At 64.9% G+C, this 14,156-nt stretch carries 15 protein-coding genes and 2 tRNA genes; 8 read left to right on the forward strand and 9 right to left on the reverse strand.

All coding sequences use genetic code 11. The annotated features are described in order from the left end of the window. Positions 1-67: 67 nt before the first annotated feature. The 6 genes from ACN0SE_RS12140 to rimK all read right to left on the reverse strand — a co-directional run bounded on the left by ACN0SE_RS12140 (position 68) and on the right by rimK (position 4,537). Entirely contained in the window at positions 68-463 is a 396-nt protein-coding gene (locus ACN0SE_RS12140) for a HesB/IscA family protein (protein ID WP_417524791.1), read from the reverse strand. Positions 464-488: 25 nt separating this feature from the next. Beyond that, positions 489-1,034 carry a sugar O-acetyltransferase gene (locus tag ACN0SE_RS12145; protein WP_417524792.1) on the reverse strand — a complete coding sequence of 182 codons (546 nt, stop codon included), beginning with the start codon at positions 1,032-1,034 and terminating at the stop codon, positions 489-491. 28 nt (positions 1,035-1,062) lie between these two features. Beyond that, a complete protein-coding gene (locus tag ACN0SE_RS12150) occupies positions 1,063-1,425 on the reverse strand; it encodes an SUF system Fe-S cluster assembly protein (RefSeq protein ID WP_417524793.1) in 363 nt (120 codons plus the stop codon). A 488-nt stretch (positions 1,426-1,913) separates the two neighbouring features. Continuing rightward, positions 1,914-2,189: an NfeD family protein gene (locus ACN0SE_RS12155; RefSeq protein ID WP_417524794.1), complete on the reverse strand. Its 276-nt coding sequence runs from the start codon at positions 2,187-2,189 to the stop codon at positions 1,914-1,916. Next, the gene (locus ACN0SE_RS12160) at positions 2,189-3,076 is read right to left on the reverse strand and encodes an SPFH domain-containing protein (RefSeq protein ID WP_417524795.1); all 888 of its coding nucleotides are present in this window, start codon (positions 3,074-3,076) and stop codon (positions 2,189-2,191) included. Before ACN0SE_RS12160 ends, ACN0SE_RS12155 begins: the two co-directional genes overlap by 1 nt. A gap of 75 nt (positions 3,077-3,151) precedes the next feature. Next, positions 3,152-4,537, reverse strand: a complete 1,386-nt coding sequence (rimK, locus tag ACN0SE_RS12165; RefSeq protein ID WP_417524796.1) for a 30S ribosomal protein S6--L-glutamate ligase — start codon at positions 4,535-4,537, stop codon at positions 3,152-3,154. Between the two features lie 174 nt (positions 4,538-4,711). On the opposite strand from rimK, the gene tgt reads away from it, so the two are divergent. The 4 genes from tgt (at position 4,712) to ACN0SE_RS12185 (ending at position 8,888) form a co-directional block, all read left to right on the forward strand. Continuing rightward, positions 4,712-5,839 carry a tRNA guanosine(34) transglycosylase Tgt gene (gene tgt / locus ACN0SE_RS12170; RefSeq protein ID WP_417524797.1) on the forward strand — a complete coding sequence of 376 codons (1,128 nt, stop codon included), beginning with the start codon at positions 4,712-4,714 and terminating at the stop codon, positions 5,837-5,839. 133 nt (positions 5,840-5,972) lie between these two features. Continuing rightward, a complete protein-coding gene (locus ACN0SE_RS12175; protein ID WP_417524798.1) occupies positions 5,973-7,028 on the forward strand; it encodes a fatty acid desaturase in 1,056 nt (351 codons plus the stop codon). 148 nt (positions 7,029-7,176) lie between these two features. Beyond that, positions 7,177-8,091, forward strand: a complete 915-nt coding sequence (locus ACN0SE_RS12180; protein ID WP_417524799.1) for a L,D-transpeptidase family protein — start codon at positions 7,177-7,179, stop codon at positions 8,089-8,091. Then, the gene (locus tag ACN0SE_RS12185; RefSeq protein ID WP_417524800.1) at positions 8,091-8,888 is read left to right on the forward strand and encodes an extensin family protein; all 798 of its coding nucleotides are present in this window, start codon (positions 8,091-8,093) and stop codon (positions 8,886-8,888) included. Before ACN0SE_RS12180 ends, ACN0SE_RS12185 begins: the two co-directional genes overlap by 1 nt. A gap of 3 nt (positions 8,889-8,891) precedes the next feature. Here the strand turns inward: ACN0SE_RS12185 and ACN0SE_RS12190 are convergent, their stop codons facing one another. After that, the gene (locus ACN0SE_RS12190) at positions 8,892-9,758 is read right to left on the reverse strand and encodes a hypothetical protein (protein WP_417524801.1); all 867 of its coding nucleotides are present in this window, start codon (positions 9,756-9,758) and stop codon (positions 8,892-8,894) included. A 331-nt stretch (positions 9,759-10,089) separates the two neighbouring features. On the opposite strand from ACN0SE_RS12190, the gene lon reads away from it, so the two are divergent. After that, on the forward strand, positions 10,090-12,501 hold the full coding sequence (gene lon / locus ACN0SE_RS12195) for an endopeptidase La (RefSeq protein WP_417524802.1): 2,412 nt from the start codon (positions 10,090-10,092) through the stop codon (positions 12,499-12,501). Positions 12,502-12,603: 102 nt separating this feature from the next. Here lon and ACN0SE_RS12200 read toward each other — a convergent pair whose 3' ends face one another. Beyond that, a complete protein-coding gene (locus tag ACN0SE_RS12200; RefSeq protein WP_417524803.1) occupies positions 12,604-12,792 on the reverse strand; it encodes a hypothetical protein in 189 nt (62 codons plus the stop codon). 211 nt (positions 12,793-13,003) lie between these two features. Here ACN0SE_RS12200 and ACN0SE_RS12205 point away from each other — a divergent pair. After that, positions 13,004-13,078: transfer RNA gene (locus tag ACN0SE_RS12205), tRNA-Val, on the forward strand. Positions 13,079-13,110: 32 nt separating this feature from the next. Here ACN0SE_RS12205 and ACN0SE_RS12210 read toward each other — a convergent pair. Continuing rightward, positions 13,111-13,302, reverse strand: coding sequence for a hypothetical protein (locus tag ACN0SE_RS12210; RefSeq protein WP_417524804.1), 192 nt, complete (start codon positions 13,300-13,302; stop codon positions 13,111-13,113). Between the two features lie 167 nt (positions 13,303-13,469). On the opposite strand from ACN0SE_RS12210, the gene ACN0SE_RS12215 reads away from it, so the two are divergent. Both ACN0SE_RS12215 and ACN0SE_RS12220 read left to right on the forward strand, forming a co-directional pair. Then, positions 13,470-13,545, forward strand: a tRNA-Val gene (locus tag ACN0SE_RS12215). A gap of 92 nt (positions 13,546-13,637) precedes the next feature. Next, complete coding sequence (locus ACN0SE_RS12220) at positions 13,638-13,988, forward strand: DUF6538 domain-containing protein (RefSeq protein WP_417524805.1); 351 nt, start codon at positions 13,638-13,640, stop codon at positions 13,986-13,988. The last annotated feature ends 168 nt before the right edge of the window (positions 13,989-14,156 follow it).

Consider the following 14,156-nt stretch of genomic DNA (forward strand, 5'->3'; position numbering starts at 1 on the left):
GAGGAGGTATTTTCAAACAGAAGAAGGGCTGGGTGGGGCGCTGGGGCGAGCGGAGCGCTCTTGCGGTTCAGCTCAGCTTGGGGACGCCCTCGGGGAAGTCCTTGGAGAGCTCTTCGACGTCCTTGAACTTGATCGACTCGCCGCAACCGCAGGCGTCGGCAACATTGGGGTTGTTGAACTTGAAGCCGCTTTCCAGGAGCGAGGTCTGGTAGTCGATCTCGGTGCCGAAGAGGAACATCTGCGCCATCGGCGCGATCATCACCCGTGCGCCGTCCTGTTCGACGACCTCGTCGTGATCACCGATCTCGTCGGCGAAATCCATGGTGTATTCCATGCCGGCGCAGCCGCCTTTCTTGACGCCGATGCGCAGGCCGGCGTGGCCTTTCTGCTCCATCAGCCTGACGATCTGGCGGATCGCGGCGGGGGTCATGGTCACGGCCTGTTTGCCGGGGATGCCGAACATTGTGCAGAACTCCTTTGCGCCTTACCTAAGCGTGGTCTTGGCGTGAAACAAGCGGGCGGGCCGGATTTCCGCCGACGGTGGTGCCGGCGGCCACGTCGCGGGTGACAACCGCGCCGACGCCGATCACCGCATCATCGCCGACGGTGACGCCGGGCAGCAGGATCGCGCCGCCGCCGATCCAGACGTTGCGCCCGATGGTGATCGGTCGGCCGAATTCCAGCCCCTGGTCGCGCACCGCCGGGTCGCGCGGATGGTCGGCGGTGAGGATCTGCACCTGCGGACCGATCTGGGTGCGGTCGCCGATGCGGATCGGGCAGACATCGAGCAGCACGCAGCCATAGTTCAGAAAGACATTGTCGCCGAGAAAGACGTTCCAGCCGTAATCGACGTAGAGCGGCGCGCGCAGGGCGCAGCTTTCGCCCCGGGCGCCGAGCAGCGCGTCGAGGATGGCGTTGCGGGCCTCGGTCTCGCCGTAGATCGTGGCGTTGTAGTCGCGCATCAGCGCCTGCGCCCGTTGGCGTGTGGCGACTAGCTCGGGGTCGCCGGCGTCATAGAGCTCGCCTGACTGCATGCGCGCGCGCTGCGACGTCATGGCGCGGCTACATGAAGCCCAGTTCGAGCCGGGCCTCGTCGCTCATCATGTCCATGCCCCAGGGCGGGTCCCAGGTGATCTCGACATCGACCTCCTGAACGCCATCCACGGGCGAGACCGCATCGACCAGCCAGCCCGGCATTTCGCCGGCCACCGGGCAGCCCGGGGCGGTGAGGGTCATGATGATCATGACCTTGTTCTCGTCGCTGATCTCGATCGTGTAGACCAGGCCGAGGTCGTAGATATTGACCGGGATTTCAGGGTCATAGACCGTGCGGCACGCTTCGACGATCTTGTCGTAAAGCGGGTGCTCGGTGCTCGAAGGCTTGATCAGCGGCGCGCCTTCCATGGGCGCGGTGGCGTCGTTCATCTCTGGGCCTCGTTTGATTTCTTACCAAACATATAGGGAATAGCACGGCGAGGGTCCAGAGGGGGTGGTCGGGTTGCGGTGGCGGCGGGGTGGTTCTGGGTTGGCTGGGGGCGGGGAGGAGGCCCCGGATCGGGGTCCGGGGCGTGGGGGCTCTTGGGTCGAAGGTTGCTCTCGGGCGGTATGGGAGAGAGGGCCCGGGAGAACTGGTTCATTTGGCGCGCCGCCGTCCCGGACTTGATCCGGGACCTCCTGGGGCAAGACGAGAGTCCCCGGATCAGGTCCGGGGCGTGGGGGGCTTTGGGGCGAAGGTTGCTCTCGGGCGGTATGGGAGAGTGTGGCGGGCTGAACGCTGGTTCATTTTGCGCGCCGCCGTCCCGGACTTGATCCGGGACCTCCCAGGGCAGGGCGAGAGGCCCCGGATCACGTCCGGGGCGTGAGGCGCTTTGCGACAGGAGGCGGCGCCCCTCGACCCGCGCCACCGCAGCCCCTCACTCGTTGATATCGCTGTCGAAGTGCTTCACCTGCCCCCGCGGCAGGGCGAACATGCGGCGCAGCACCAGCCAGGCGACCAGCGACAACACCGCGAAGATCAGCAGCACGGCGGCGGGCGAGAGCCACGAAAGCGGCCCGAGCATCGCGAGGCCCACCAGCGCCGCACCGATGGCGAAGCCGAGAAAGACGAAGCCCGGCACCAGCACCTCGGCGATGCCCAGCAACAGCGCCGCCGCCAGCCAGACCCACCAGACGTTGACCAGCGCCAGCATCAGCCCCGACCTCTCAGCAGCTTGAAGGCATCGCCGAAGGCCTCGAGCGCCTGGGCCGGCACCACGATCGTCTGGTTGCCCTGGCCCTGGCCCAGCACGCCCATCGCCTCGACCTGTTTCAGCGCCACCTGGTATTGCGCCGCCTCGATGCCGTGTTCGGCGATTGCCTTGGCCACCACCTCGGTGGCGTAGGCCTCGGCGTCGGCCTGGATGCGGCGGGCCTTGGCGGTCTGTTCGGCGGCGTAGAGCTCGGCGTCGGCGTTCAGCTCGACCGCGCGTTTCGAGCCTTCGGCCTTGGTCACCTGGGCGCGGCGTTCGCGTTCGGCGTTGAGCTGCTGCAGCATGGCGTCGCGCGTCGCCTGGTCGAGGTTGACGTCGAGGATCTCGGCCCGCGTCACCTCGATCCCCCAGTTGTCGACCGCGTCCATCACGCTCTCCTTGATCGTGTCGATCAGCGCCGAGCGGTTGGATTGCACATGGTCGAGCTCCATCTTGCCGATCTCGGCGCGAACGATGCCGGCCACCGTGGTCTCGATCGCGGCGTCGATGTCGCGGATGCGGTAGACGGTCTTTTCCGGCTCGATGATGCGGTAGAACACCGAGGTGTCGACCTGCACCAGCACGTTGTCTGAGGTGATGGCGTCCTGCGAATGGGTCGGCAGCTGCCGCTCGAGGATCGAGATCTTGTGCGCCACCCGGTCGAGGAAGGGCACGATGAAATTGATGCCCGGCCCCAGAACCGCATGCAGCCGGCCGAAGCGTTCGACCACGTATTTCTCGGACTGCGGCACGATTTTGACGCCGCGCAGCACCACGATGATCACGAAAAGCGCGGCGAGCAGGATCACCAGATTGTCCTGCAGTAGGGTGAGAATCACGTCTTCCATAATGTCATCCTTCGGAAAAATAGCTGTCCGAAGGATGACCCCGCCACAGCGTGAATGCAATGGCGGGGGGCCGGATCAGTCGGTCTTGCGCCGGCGGATCGGCTGCGGGCGCACATGGGTCTCGATGTGGTCATACAGCAGGCCGGCGATGTTCTTGCCGCTGGCCTTCTCGATGCCTTCGAGCCCGGGTGAGGAGTTCACCTCGAGTACCTTGGGCCCGGCCTCGGCACGCAGCAGGTCGACACCGGCAAGCTTGAGCCCGAAAACCCGCGCCGCCTTGACCGCCGCCTCGCGTTCGGCGCGCGAGATGCGCACCACCTGGGCCGAGCCGCCGCGGTGCAGGTTGGAGCGGAAATCACCCTCGGCGCCGGTGCGTTTCATCGCTGCCACCACCTTGCCGCCGACCACCAGGCAGCGGATGTCCTCGCCGGCGGCCTCCTTGACGAAGTCCTGCACCAGGAAGTTGGCCTTGAGGCCGCGGAAGGCGTCGATCACCGATTGCGCTGCCTTCTTGGTCTCGGCCAGGACGACGCCCTTGCCCTGGGTGCTTTCAAGCAGCTTGACGATCAGCGGCGCGGTGCCGACCAGCCCGATCAGGCTGTCGGTGTCCTTGGGGCTGGCGGCAAAGGCGGTGTTGGGCATGCCGATCTTGTGACGCGCCATCAGCTGATGCGCACAGAGCTTGTCGCGGCTCTGGGTGATACCGGCAGAGCCGTTGATGCAATAGGTGCCGATGGTCTCGAACTGGCGCACCACGGCGGTGCCGTAGCTGGTGATCGAGGCGCCGATGCGCGGGATCACCGCGTCGAACCGGGGCAGGCGCTTGCCGTCGTAATAGACATCCGGCGACAGCGCATTGATCGCCATGTAACAACGGGTTGTGTCGATAACCTCAACCACGTGGCCGCGCTCTTCACCCTCGGCCACCAGCCGCGCGGTGGAATAGTTCTGCTCACGGCTCAGCACCGCGATGCGCAGCGCCCGGTTGGGGGCCATCTTGCGCACCTTGGTGGAGTGATAGACGTCGAAGCTGAGCTCCGGTTGCTGGAATTTCTCGGACGGCACCACGGTGACCCGCTCGGTCAGCGCCTGCCGGCCCAGCAGCATGTGGTTCGACATGCCGCGCCGGTCGGTCAGCGTCACCTCGATCGGCCAGACCTTGTCGGCGACCTTGATGTCGGTACGGATGACATAGCGGCTCTCGGCCTCGCCGTTCGAGCTGATGACTTCGCGCCGGTCGATGATCTCGGCCGAGCAGGGGATCGACAGGTCGTCGCGGCCGGGGATCGGATGCACGGCAAAGCGCACCTTGGGCTTGGATGCCGGGCCGAAGCGCTCGATGTCATAGGCATGCAGCGCCGAGGTGCGCGCGCCGGTGTCGACCTTGGCGCGCAGCGCCGGCAACCCCAGATCGGGCAGAGAAACCCATTCTTCCCAGCCCAGCTTGATCTCGTCGGTCATGTCACGTGCCCCCGTCTGCTTCGGGGGCAGCGGTAGCGATTGCGGAACGATGTAGCAAGGCGAGAACGGAGGCAGCAGCCGGATCAGATGTCATCCGACGCAAGATAACCCAAGGCTCCGTCACGTCAAACCGGCGCTCTCGACAATTGCCGGCAAACAGGGCAAATCCGGGCCATGACACAGACCTCCTTTACCCTGAAGGCCACCGATGGCCGTGCCCGCACCGGCGTGATCTCGACCCCGCGGGGCGACATCCGCACGCCGGCCTTCATGCCCGTCGGCACCGCCGCCACCGTCAAGGCGATGCTGCCGGAATCGGTGCGCGAGACCGGCGCCGACATCCTTCTGGGCAACACCTATCACCTGATGCTGCGCCCCACCGCCGAGCGGATCGACCGGCTGGGCGGGCTGCATGACTTCATGAACTGGCAGCGGCCCATCCTGACCGACAGCGGCGGCTTCCAGGTGATGAGCCTCGCCGGGCTGCGCAAGCTGACCGAGGAAGGCGTGTCCTTCAAGAGCCATATCGACGGCTCCAAGCACATGCTGAGCCCGGAACGCTCGATGGAAATCCAGCGGCTCTTGGGCTCTGACATCGTGATGTGTTTCGACGAATGCCCGGCGCTTCCGGCGGATCGCGACCGGATTGCCAGCAGCATGGAGATGTCGATGCGCTGGGCCGCGCGCTCCAAGGCGGCCTTTGGCGAGCGCCCCGGTCACATGCTTTTCGGCATCCAGCAGGGCGGGCTCGAACAGGACCTGCGCCAGCAATCCGCCGAGGCGCTGCAGGAGATCGGCTTCGACGGCTATGCCATCGGCGGTCTTGCGGTGGGTGAGGGGCAGGAGGCGATGTTCGGCTGTCTTGACTTCGCGCCCGAGCAGCTGCCGCAGGACAAGCCCCGCTACCTGATGGGCGTGGGCAAGCCCGATGACATCGTAGGCGCCGTGGCGCGCGGGGTCGACATGATGGACTGCGTTCTGCCGTCGCGCTCGGGGCGCACCGGGCAGGTCTTTACCCGCCACGGCGTGCTCAACATCAAGAACGCCCGCCACCAGGACGATCCCCGGCCGCTGGACGAGACCTGCACATGCCCGGCCTGCCGCAGCTATTCGCGCGCCTATCTGCACCACGTGTTCCGGGCGCAGGAGATGATCTCCTCGATGCTGCTGACCTGGCACAACCTGCACTACTACCAGGAGCTGATGGCCGGCATGCGCGATGCGATCGCCGAAGGCCGCTTCGACGCCTGGCAGTCCGAGTTCCACGCAATGCGCGCCGAGGGCGATATCCCACCGCTTTGACGCAAAACGTGATAGGCTGCGGCAAGCTGACAGGCGATTACCGGCCGTTCCGTGCGGTCGCACGTTAACCTTGCGTTTGCATGCGTGGGTTATTCGTCTATGAAGCCAGCCAAGTAAACGAGCAAGCAGGCGCATGACCGACAACCTTCAATCGCCCCGGCGATCCCCAGAACCGCGTGCGGACGAGCCGCAGCAGCGTGCGGCACGAGACTGGGTAAAGCTCCTTTCGGAGTACCGTGATCCCAGCGCAGCACGCAGCTGGTTCGAACTGGCCGTCACCGTCGGCCCGTTCATTCTCTTGTGGGCCGCAGCCTGGTGGTCGCTGGGCGTCAGCTACTGGCTGACCCTGGCGCTGTCGGTGCTCAACGCGGCATTCCTGCTGCGGCTCTTTGCCATCCAGCACGACTGCGGCCATGGCGCCTTCTTCCAGAATCGTACGCTCAGCGACTGGCTGGGCCGGGTGCTGGGCGTGTTGACGCTGACGCCTTATGACGTCTGGCGGCGGTCGCATTCGATCCACCACAGCACCCATGGCAACCTCGGGCGTCGCGGCATGGGCGACATCCACACCCTGACCGTGGCCGAATACAAGGCGCTGTCGCCTTACAACCGGCTGATGTACCGGCTGTACCGGCACCCGGTGGTGCTATTCGGTCTGGGGCCGGGATATCTGTTCTTCCTGCAGAACCGCCTACCGCTGGGGCTGATGGCGACGGCACGCTACTGGGTCAGCGCCATGGCGACCAATGCGGCGATCTTTGCGGTGCTGGGGGTGATCATCTGGTTCGGCGGGCTCAAGCCCGTTCTGCTGATCTTCCTGCCCTCGACGCTGCTGGCGGCGACCGCCGGGGTCTGGCTGTTCTATGTCCAGCACCAGTTCGAGACCACCCATTGGGAATCGGAAGAAGACTGGCAGCTGCATGACGCCGCGCTGCACGGCAGCTCGCATTACGTGATGCCGCGGGTGCTGCAATGGCTGAGCGCCAATATCGGCATTCACCACGTGCACCACCTGCACAGCCGCATTCCGTTCTACCGCCTGCCGCGGGTGCTGCGTGATCACGCCGAGCTGGCCACCGGCAATACGATGACCATCCGCGAAAGCCTGCAGAACGCGCGACTGCACCTTTGGGACGAAGACAGCCGCAGGCTGCTGTCCTTCCGCGAGGCGCGGGCGTTACTGGGCTGAGGCCCGGAACATCCGAGTTACCGAACGGCGGCCCCTGTGGCCGCCGTTTGCTTTTGCATCGGCGGGAACCAGCCGGCCGCAAAGGCGTTGGCAGGACATGAAAACCCTGCACCTCCTCCCCGCATTCATTCTCGCCCCCTTTGCCGCCATGGCTCAACCCACGCCCGAGGCGATCTCGGACGCGCAATACTCCGGCGGGCCGCTGCCTGACGGCCAGTCGGCGATTGCCGTGGTCGTTCAGGTTCTGCTCGACCGTGCCGGCATCAGCCCCGGCGTCATCGACGGCTACCGTGGCCCGATGTCGGAAAGCGCCCTGCGCGCCTTCGAGACCCGCGAGGGCATGAGCGCCGACGGCGTGATGGACCAGGCGGTCTGGGAGGCGCTCGGCGGACCCGGCCATGAGCCTGTGATGCAGAGCTACACCATCACCGAAGAGGATGCCGCAGGCCTCTCCGACACGCTGCCAGAGGATTATGCCGAGCTGGCCGAGCTCGATCAGCTGGGCTACACCTCCGTCGCCGAGAAGCTGGCCGAGCGCTTTCACATGGACGAGGGCTTCCTCCGTGATCTCAACAGCGGTGCCAGTTTCGCGCCCGGCGAGACCATCACCGTCGCCGCCCCCGGTGCCGATGTCAGCGCCGAGGTGGCCCGCATCGAGGTGCGCAAGGATGTCACCCGGGTGGCGGCCTTCGATGCCTCCGGCCGGATGGTGGCGAATTACCCGGCGACGGTCGGCTCGGGCCAGCTGCCGTCGCCCAGCGGCACCCACGAGGTGACCGCCGTGGCGATCGATCCGACCTACACCTACGACCCCGACAAGAACTTCAAGCAGGGCGACAACGACAAGGTGCTGGTGCTGCCGCCGGGGCCGAACGGACCTGTGGGCTCGGTCTGGATCGACCTCAGCAAGCCGACCTACGGCATCCACGGCACCTCCGAGCCCGACAGCCTGTTCCAGAGCCAGAGCCACGGCTGCGTGCGGCTGACCAACTGGGACGCCAACGAGCTGGCGCAGATGGTCGGGCAGGGCGTGACGGTCGAGTTCGTCGGCGGGGACAGCTGATGCGCCTGGCGCTGGTTGCGGTGATGGCGGCATGTCCGGTGGTGGCGCAGGAGGCAGACCCTCCCGGCCCGCCGCCGGAGACGTCGCTGACGCCGAAGCTGCGACCTGAGGGGCTTAGTGAGGGTCAGACGGAAGGCGCCGAGGCAGAGGAGCCAGCGGCCGAGACCCCCGATCAACCCGAAAACCAGGTCACCGTGATCGACGCGGCGCCGGTGGTGCCCGACCAGATCGCCTATGACGCCGAGGCGCTGGCGGCCTGCTATGGCGCGCTCAACGCGCTTGGCGTCAGCTATCAGCCCATCGACCCGATCAGCGCCGATGACCGCGCCTGCGGCATCCGCCAGCCGGTCGAAGTGACACTCCTGCCGGGCGAGGTGGCGCTGGAGCCCGCCGCGCGGATGCGTTGCGAGACTGCTCTGGCGCTGGCCAACTGGGTGCAGGATTTCGCCATTCCGGCCTCGCGCGTGCTGCCGGAGCGCGGCACGCTCGCAGCCATCGAACACGGCAGCGCCTATGTCTGCCGGCGGCGCAACAATGACCCTGACGGCAAGGTGTCAGAGCACGCCTATGGCAACGCCATCGACATCATGGGCTTTCGCTTTGCCGAGGGGCCGCCGATCCCGGTGATGCCGCGCGAGCGCGAAGGCACCATGGCCGAGGCCTTTCAGGATGCCGCCCGCGCCACCGCCTGTCTGCACTTCAGCACCGTGCTGGGCCCAGGCTCGGACGCCGCCCATGACAACCACCTGCATCTTGACGTGCGGGCGCGGCGGGGCGGCTTCCGGCTTTGCCAGTAGCGCTCAGGTCTTTAGCTTCAGCAGGCCCTCGATGGCCTCTTGCCGGCCCTCGCCGATATAGCGGTTGTAATCCGGGTGCTCGAAGAGGTGGCCGTAGTAGATCTGGTGCCGGTAGGGCAGGTAGTCCTGATGGATCAGGTTCTGGTTGCGATGAATGCGGATCGCCTCCTGCCCGGCATTCAGCTCGGCAATGGCACGTAGCTGGCCATTGTGCTCGCCGTACATCTCGAGCTCCGAGCCAAGCACATCGTCGAAATACATGAAGATCCGCGGCAGGAAATGCTCGGGTTTCTCGGCCACCGCGTCAAAAATGCGAAAGCTTTCGCGGGTCGAGGAATGGTAATCGGTGTCGTTGAACATCACGCCAATGGGCGCAGGTTTGTATTCGTCGAGAAAGCCAGCGATGGTCTCGCGGATGTCGCCGATCACCAGCTTGGCCTGCGGCACCCGGGCCTGCAGTGCGGGCTTGTCCATGATGTACTGCTTGGCGGCAAACCAGTAGGGCAGGTCATAGGCGCCCTCGGGTTCCGGCATGCCGGCACCGGTGTCGAAGCCGTAGCACTCGACCGTCACGCCGGTCACCTTCTTCACCTCTTCGGCAAAGTCGCACATGTAGGCCAGGCCGTTGCCGCCGGCGACGCCGAATTCGATGGCCGAGATCCGGTCATGGCCCAGCGCCTTGCCCAGCCGCGCGGCATTCAGCATGCACCAGGCGTAATGCGGCCGCTCGACGGCCAGCATGTCGACCTGGAAATCGACCGAGTAGTTCATCCGGGGGGCGGTGGCGCGGATCAGCTTGCGGGTCAGAGCCCCGGCCATGGAATTGCGAAATTCGCGGGAATAAAGCAGGTCTGAAATCATCGCCTTCATGCGGCACCCCTTATAAGACGACCCGGCCGGACATTCTGCCCGCCGGGGAAAACCGGTCCGGGCCCGGACCCGGACCCGCCAATGCGCGCGGTATGGCGTGCAAATGTGGCGATTTTACGGGCGGGGGCGGCGCGCAGGGCGCATTGAAATCTCGACCGGCGCCCAGATACCCGCTTGCCCCGCCGCGCCGGCACGGGCATTCTGGAGCGCAACAAGACACCCCCATCCTTGAATGGGGCAGGGCAACGCCCTACCTGATTAGCCTGACAGGAGCTGGTGAGTGCTGCCGCAAAGCGGGGCCACGCCAGTTTGCCAAGAATAAGGAAAGAGCATGCAAGACCCCCTCAACTCAAGCTATCCCGTGCTGCCGCTGCGCGATATCGTGGTCTTCCCGCATATGATCGTGCCGCTGTTCGTGGGCCGCGAGAAATCGGTTCGCGCGCTGGAAGAGGTGATGGCCGACGACAAGCAGATCCTGCTGTCGAGCCAGATCGACCCTTCGGTCGACGACCCCGAGGCCAGCGGCATCTACAAGGCGGGCGTGCTCGCCAACGTGCTGCAACTGCTCAAGCTGCCCGATGGCACCGTCAAGGTGCTGGTCGAAGGCGTGGCGCGGGTGCGCATCATCGAATACCTTGAAAACGAAGACTTCTTCGAGGCCAAGTGCGACTACCTGACCGAGATGCCGGGTGATCAGGCCTCGATCGAGGCGCTGCTGCGCACTGTCGCCGGCGAGTTCGAGCGTTACGCCAAGGTCAAGAAGAACATCCCCGAAGAGGCGCTTGTCGCCGTCTCCGAGACCGAGGAACCGGCCAAGCTCGCCGACCTCGTGGCCGGGCACCTGGGCATCGAGGTTGACCAGAAACAGGACCTGCTGGAAACGCTCAGCGTCTCCGAGCGGCTGGAAAAGGTCTATGGCCTGATGCAGGGCGAAATGTCGGTTTTGCAGGTCGAGAAGAAGATCAAGACCCGCGTCAAATCCCAGATGGAGCGCACCCAGCGCGAGTACTATCTGAATGAGCAGATGAAGGCCATTCAGAAGGAGCTGGGCGACGGCGAGGACGGCGCCAACGAGATCGCCGAACTGGAAGAGAAGATCGCCAAGACCAAGCTCTCGAAAGAGGCCAAGGAAAAGGCCGATGCCGAGCTGAAGAAGCTCAAGAACATGTCGCCGATGTCGGCCGAGGCCACCGTGGTGCGCAACTACCTCGACTGGATGCTGTCGATCCCGTGGGGCGTGAAAAGCCGCGTCAAGAAGGACCTGAACAAGGCGCAGGACATCCTTGATGACGATCACTACGGTCTGGAAAAGGTCAAGGAACGCATTGTCGAATACCTCGCGGTGCAGCAGCGTTCGAAGAAGCTGAAGGGCCCGATCATGTGCCTTGTCGGCCCTCCGGGCGTGGGCAAGACCAGCTTGGGTAAATCGGTCGCCAAGGCCACGGGGCGCGAATTCATCCGCATCTCGCTGGGCGGCGTGCGTGACGAGAGCGAGATCCGCGGTCACCGCCGGACCTACATCGGCTCGATGCCCGGCAAGATCATCCAGGCATTGAAGAAGGCCAAGACCACAAATCCCCTCATCCTGCTCGACGAGATCGACAAGATGGGTCAGGATTTCCGGGGCGACCCGGCCTCGGCCATGCTCGAAGTGCTTGATCCGGAACAGAACGGCACCTTCGTGGACCACTATCTCGAAGTGGAATACGACCTGTCGAACGTGATGTTCCTGACCACCTCGAACAGCTACAACATGCCCGGGCCGCTGCTTGACCGGATGGAGATCATCCCGCTGGCCGGCTACACCGAGGACGAGAAGACCGAGATCGCCAAGCGCCACCTGATCAGCAAGCAGATCAAGAACCACGGTCTTAAAAAGACCGAGTTCGAGCTGACCGACGAGGCGCTGCAGGACATGGTGCGGTATTACACCCGCGAGGCCGGTGTGCGGAACCTCGAGCGCGAGATCGCCAAATGCGCCCGCAAGGCCGTGACCCGGATCGTCAAGGGCGAGACCGACAAGGTGGTGGTGACCTCCGAGAACCTCCCGGACTTCCTGGGCGTGCGCAAGCATCGCTTCGGTCTGGCCGAAGACGAGCATCAGGTCGGTGTGGTCACCGGTCTGGCCTATACTTCGGTGGGCGGTGATCTGTTGCAGATCGAGGCCCTGCGCCTGCCCGGCAAGGGCCGGATGAAGACCACCGGCAAGCTCGGCGACGTGATGAAGGAGTCGATCGATGCGGCGGCGAGCTACGTCCGCTCGATTTCGCCGCAGATCGGGGTCAAGCCGCCGCGGTTCGAGAAGTGGGACATCCACGTCCACGTGCCGGATGGCGCCACCCCCAAGGACGGCCCCTCGGCCGGTCTGGCGATGGTGACCTCGATCGTCTCGGTGCTGACCGGCATTCCGGTGCGCAAGGACATCGCCATGACCGGCGAGGTCAGCCTGCGCGGCAATGCCATGCCGATCGGCGGGTTGAAGGAGAAGCTGCTGGCGGCGCTGCGCGGCGGGATCAAGACGGTCTTCATTCCGGAAGAGAATGAAAAGGACCTGGCGGATATCCCCGACAACGTCACCTCGGGCCTCAACATCATCCCGGTGACCCATGTCTCGGAAGTGCTGGAAAAGGCGCTGATCCGCGCGCCCGAGCCGGTGGAATGGGACGAGGCCGCCGAGGAAGAGGCCGCGGCCCAGCGCGCGCTTGCGCGTGGCGAGGACAGCACCAGCGCCGTGGCCCATTGAGCCTGAGCGCTGCCCGCAACGTCGACCGAAACGACGCAGACTGAAACGACAAAGGCCGCCCGAAGCGCTCGGGCGGCCTTTCTGCTGTCGAGGCGTCGAAGATCAGTGCGACGCAGCCGCCGCAAAGGCAACCAGCGCTGCCAGCAACACCAGCGTCACGCCGCTCGACGAGCTTGCGGTCTCGGTCTCGACCACCACCACTTCTGGCGCGACATAGGTGTCGAGCCCGCCGGCGAGGGCGGCAGAGCCGATGGTGGCGGCGCAGGTGGCTGCAATCAGGGTCTTTTTCATCTTCGGTCGTCCTCTTTTCATGTCCCTGGCGAGTTGGTCGCACCGGGACAGGCGCGTCATTCCGCCGGCGGGTCCCCGCCGATCGCTTGCGGTTTCTGCGCAACAGGCCGGGTGTGTCGGTTCAGGCGTCACGGGCCGGCGGAAAGAGGCGGATTTTTCTCCGCCTCCCCCCTTGCACGGCCGGAAAACCGGCGTTAAGAGACGCGCTACCGGGTGATTAGCTCAGTGGTAGAGCGCTTCGTTCACATCGAAGATGTCAGGAGTTCGAATCTCTTATCACCCACCATTTTCCTTCTTTTGCCCTGTCGTGATCCGGCCCTACCAGAGCAAGGTCCCGCGTCGTTGCGGGGGCTCCGGCAGCGGGTCCATCCCGATATCCCGCGCCATCCGCGGATCGCGCCTGAGCTGCTCGATCTGACGTCTGTGCCGCCGGTCGGCGAGGCTGCTCCAGAGGCCGGCGATCACGCCTGTCTGGGTCTTGCGGGGGGAAGGTCTGCTGTGGTCGGACATCTGCGTCTCCTTGCGCGTTTTGGTGATGCAGACCAGGGTGCGAGCTCAAGTCAACTTGAGGTCAAGAAGAAATTTCGAAGGACTGGGCAGGGTCTGCGGATTTCCGGCAGGCTCGGAAACTTTGCATCTTGAAGCCCTTCGCGCAGGGCATTAGAAGCGGCGACGAAGGGTGATTAGCTCAGTTGGTAGAGCGCTTCGTTTACACCGAAGATGTCGGGAGTTCGAGTCTCTCATCACCCACCATGCTACTGCATTGAAATCGCACAAGTACCTGATATTCAGGCACATGCGCCGCTTCGTCTGGTACATAGAGGTGGTACACAATGAGATGCACAATGCCCCAACCTGTCCTGATCGGATCGACCTACTACCTGCGCGTCCATGTCCCTCGCGACGTGTTGGAACGTGCGGCGGGTACGACCATGTCGCAGCCCATCGGCGACCGCATCTACCAGCTCAAGCTCACCACACATGCCAAGGCATCGCTGCGGATAAAGGACTGGCCGGAGGCGAAGAGACGCTTCTCGCAGGCTCTAGCGGCATTGGAGAGCCACTGGGAGGCGCTGAGGCGGGGCCTGCGGTTCTTACCCACAAGCAGGCGGTGGCTCTCTCTGGTGAGGTCGTGGCGGTCTTCCTCGACATCCTCGACGATGAACCCGGAACGACAGAGATGTGGCAGCGTGTGACCGAGATGGACGAGGCAGCACGAGCGGTCTTAGGTAGCAAATGCACCAAGATGCCATCTGGCTGCGGGCCGGGTCCTCAGTTTGAATGGGTGGTAGTGTCCCAACGCTTGGTGTAGGAGGCCGCGCGCGGAGCCCCCGGCGTAGCGCAGCGCGCGGCCGGGTGTGACG

The sequence above is a fragment of the Marinovum sp. genome, from assembly GCF_048263515.1.
Lineage (GTDB): Bacteria > Pseudomonadota > Alphaproteobacteria > Rhodobacterales > Rhodobacteraceae > Marinovum.

Bases quoted from the DNA above. Each gene is read 5' to 3' on its own strand.
- ACN0SE_RS12140 (WP_417524791.1), bottom strand. From the start codon at position 463: ATGTTCGGCATCCCCGGCAAACAGGCCGTGACCATGACCCCCGCCGCG.
- ACN0SE_RS12145 (WP_417524792.1), bottom strand. From the start codon at position 1,034: ATGCAGTCAGGCGAGCTCTATGACGCCGGCGACCCCGAGCTAGTCGCC.
- ACN0SE_RS12150 (WP_417524793.1), bottom strand. From the start codon at position 1,425: ATGAACGACGCCACCGCGCCCATGGAAGGCGCGCCGCTGATCAAGCCT.
- ACN0SE_RS12155 (WP_417524794.1), bottom strand. From the start codon at position 2,189: ATGCTGGCGCTGGTCAACGTCTGGTGGGTCTGGCTGGCGGCGGCGCTG.
- ACN0SE_RS12160 (WP_417524795.1), bottom strand. From the start codon at position 3,076: ATGGAAGACGTGATTCTCACCCTACTGCAGGACAATCTGGTGATCCTG.
- rimK (WP_417524796.1), bottom strand. From the start codon at position 4,537: ATGACCGACGAGATCAAGCTGGGCTGGGAAGAATGGGTTTCTCTGCCC.
- tgt (WP_417524797.1), top strand. From the start codon at position 4,712: ATGACACAGACCTCCTTTACCCTGAAGGCCACCGATGGCCGTGCCCGC.
- ACN0SE_RS12175 (WP_417524798.1), top strand. From the start codon at position 5,973: ATGACCGACAACCTTCAATCGCCCCGGCGATCCCCAGAACCGCGTGCG.
- ACN0SE_RS12180 (WP_417524799.1), top strand. From the start codon at position 7,177: ATGGCTCAACCCACGCCCGAGGCGATCTCGGACGCGCAATACTCCGGC.
- ACN0SE_RS12185 (WP_417524800.1), top strand. From the start codon at position 8,091: ATGCGCCTGGCGCTGGTTGCGGTGATGGCGGCATGTCCGGTGGTGGCG.
- ACN0SE_RS12190 (WP_417524801.1), bottom strand. From the start codon at position 9,758: ATGAAGGCGATGATTTCAGACCTGCTTTATTCCCGCGAATTTCGCAAT.
- lon (WP_417524802.1), top strand. From the start codon at position 10,090: ATGCAAGACCCCCTCAACTCAAGCTATCCCGTGCTGCCGCTGCGCGAT.
- ACN0SE_RS12200 (WP_417524803.1), bottom strand. From the start codon at position 12,792: ATGAAAAAGACCCTGATTGCAGCCACCTGCGCCGCCACCATCGGCTCT.
- ACN0SE_RS12210 (WP_417524804.1), bottom strand. From the start codon at position 13,302: ATGTCCGACCACAGCAGACCTTCCCCCCGCAAGACCCAGACAGGCGTG.
- ACN0SE_RS12220 (WP_417524805.1), top strand. From the start codon at position 13,638: ATGCCCCAACCTGTCCTGATCGGATCGACCTACTACCTGCGCGTCCAT.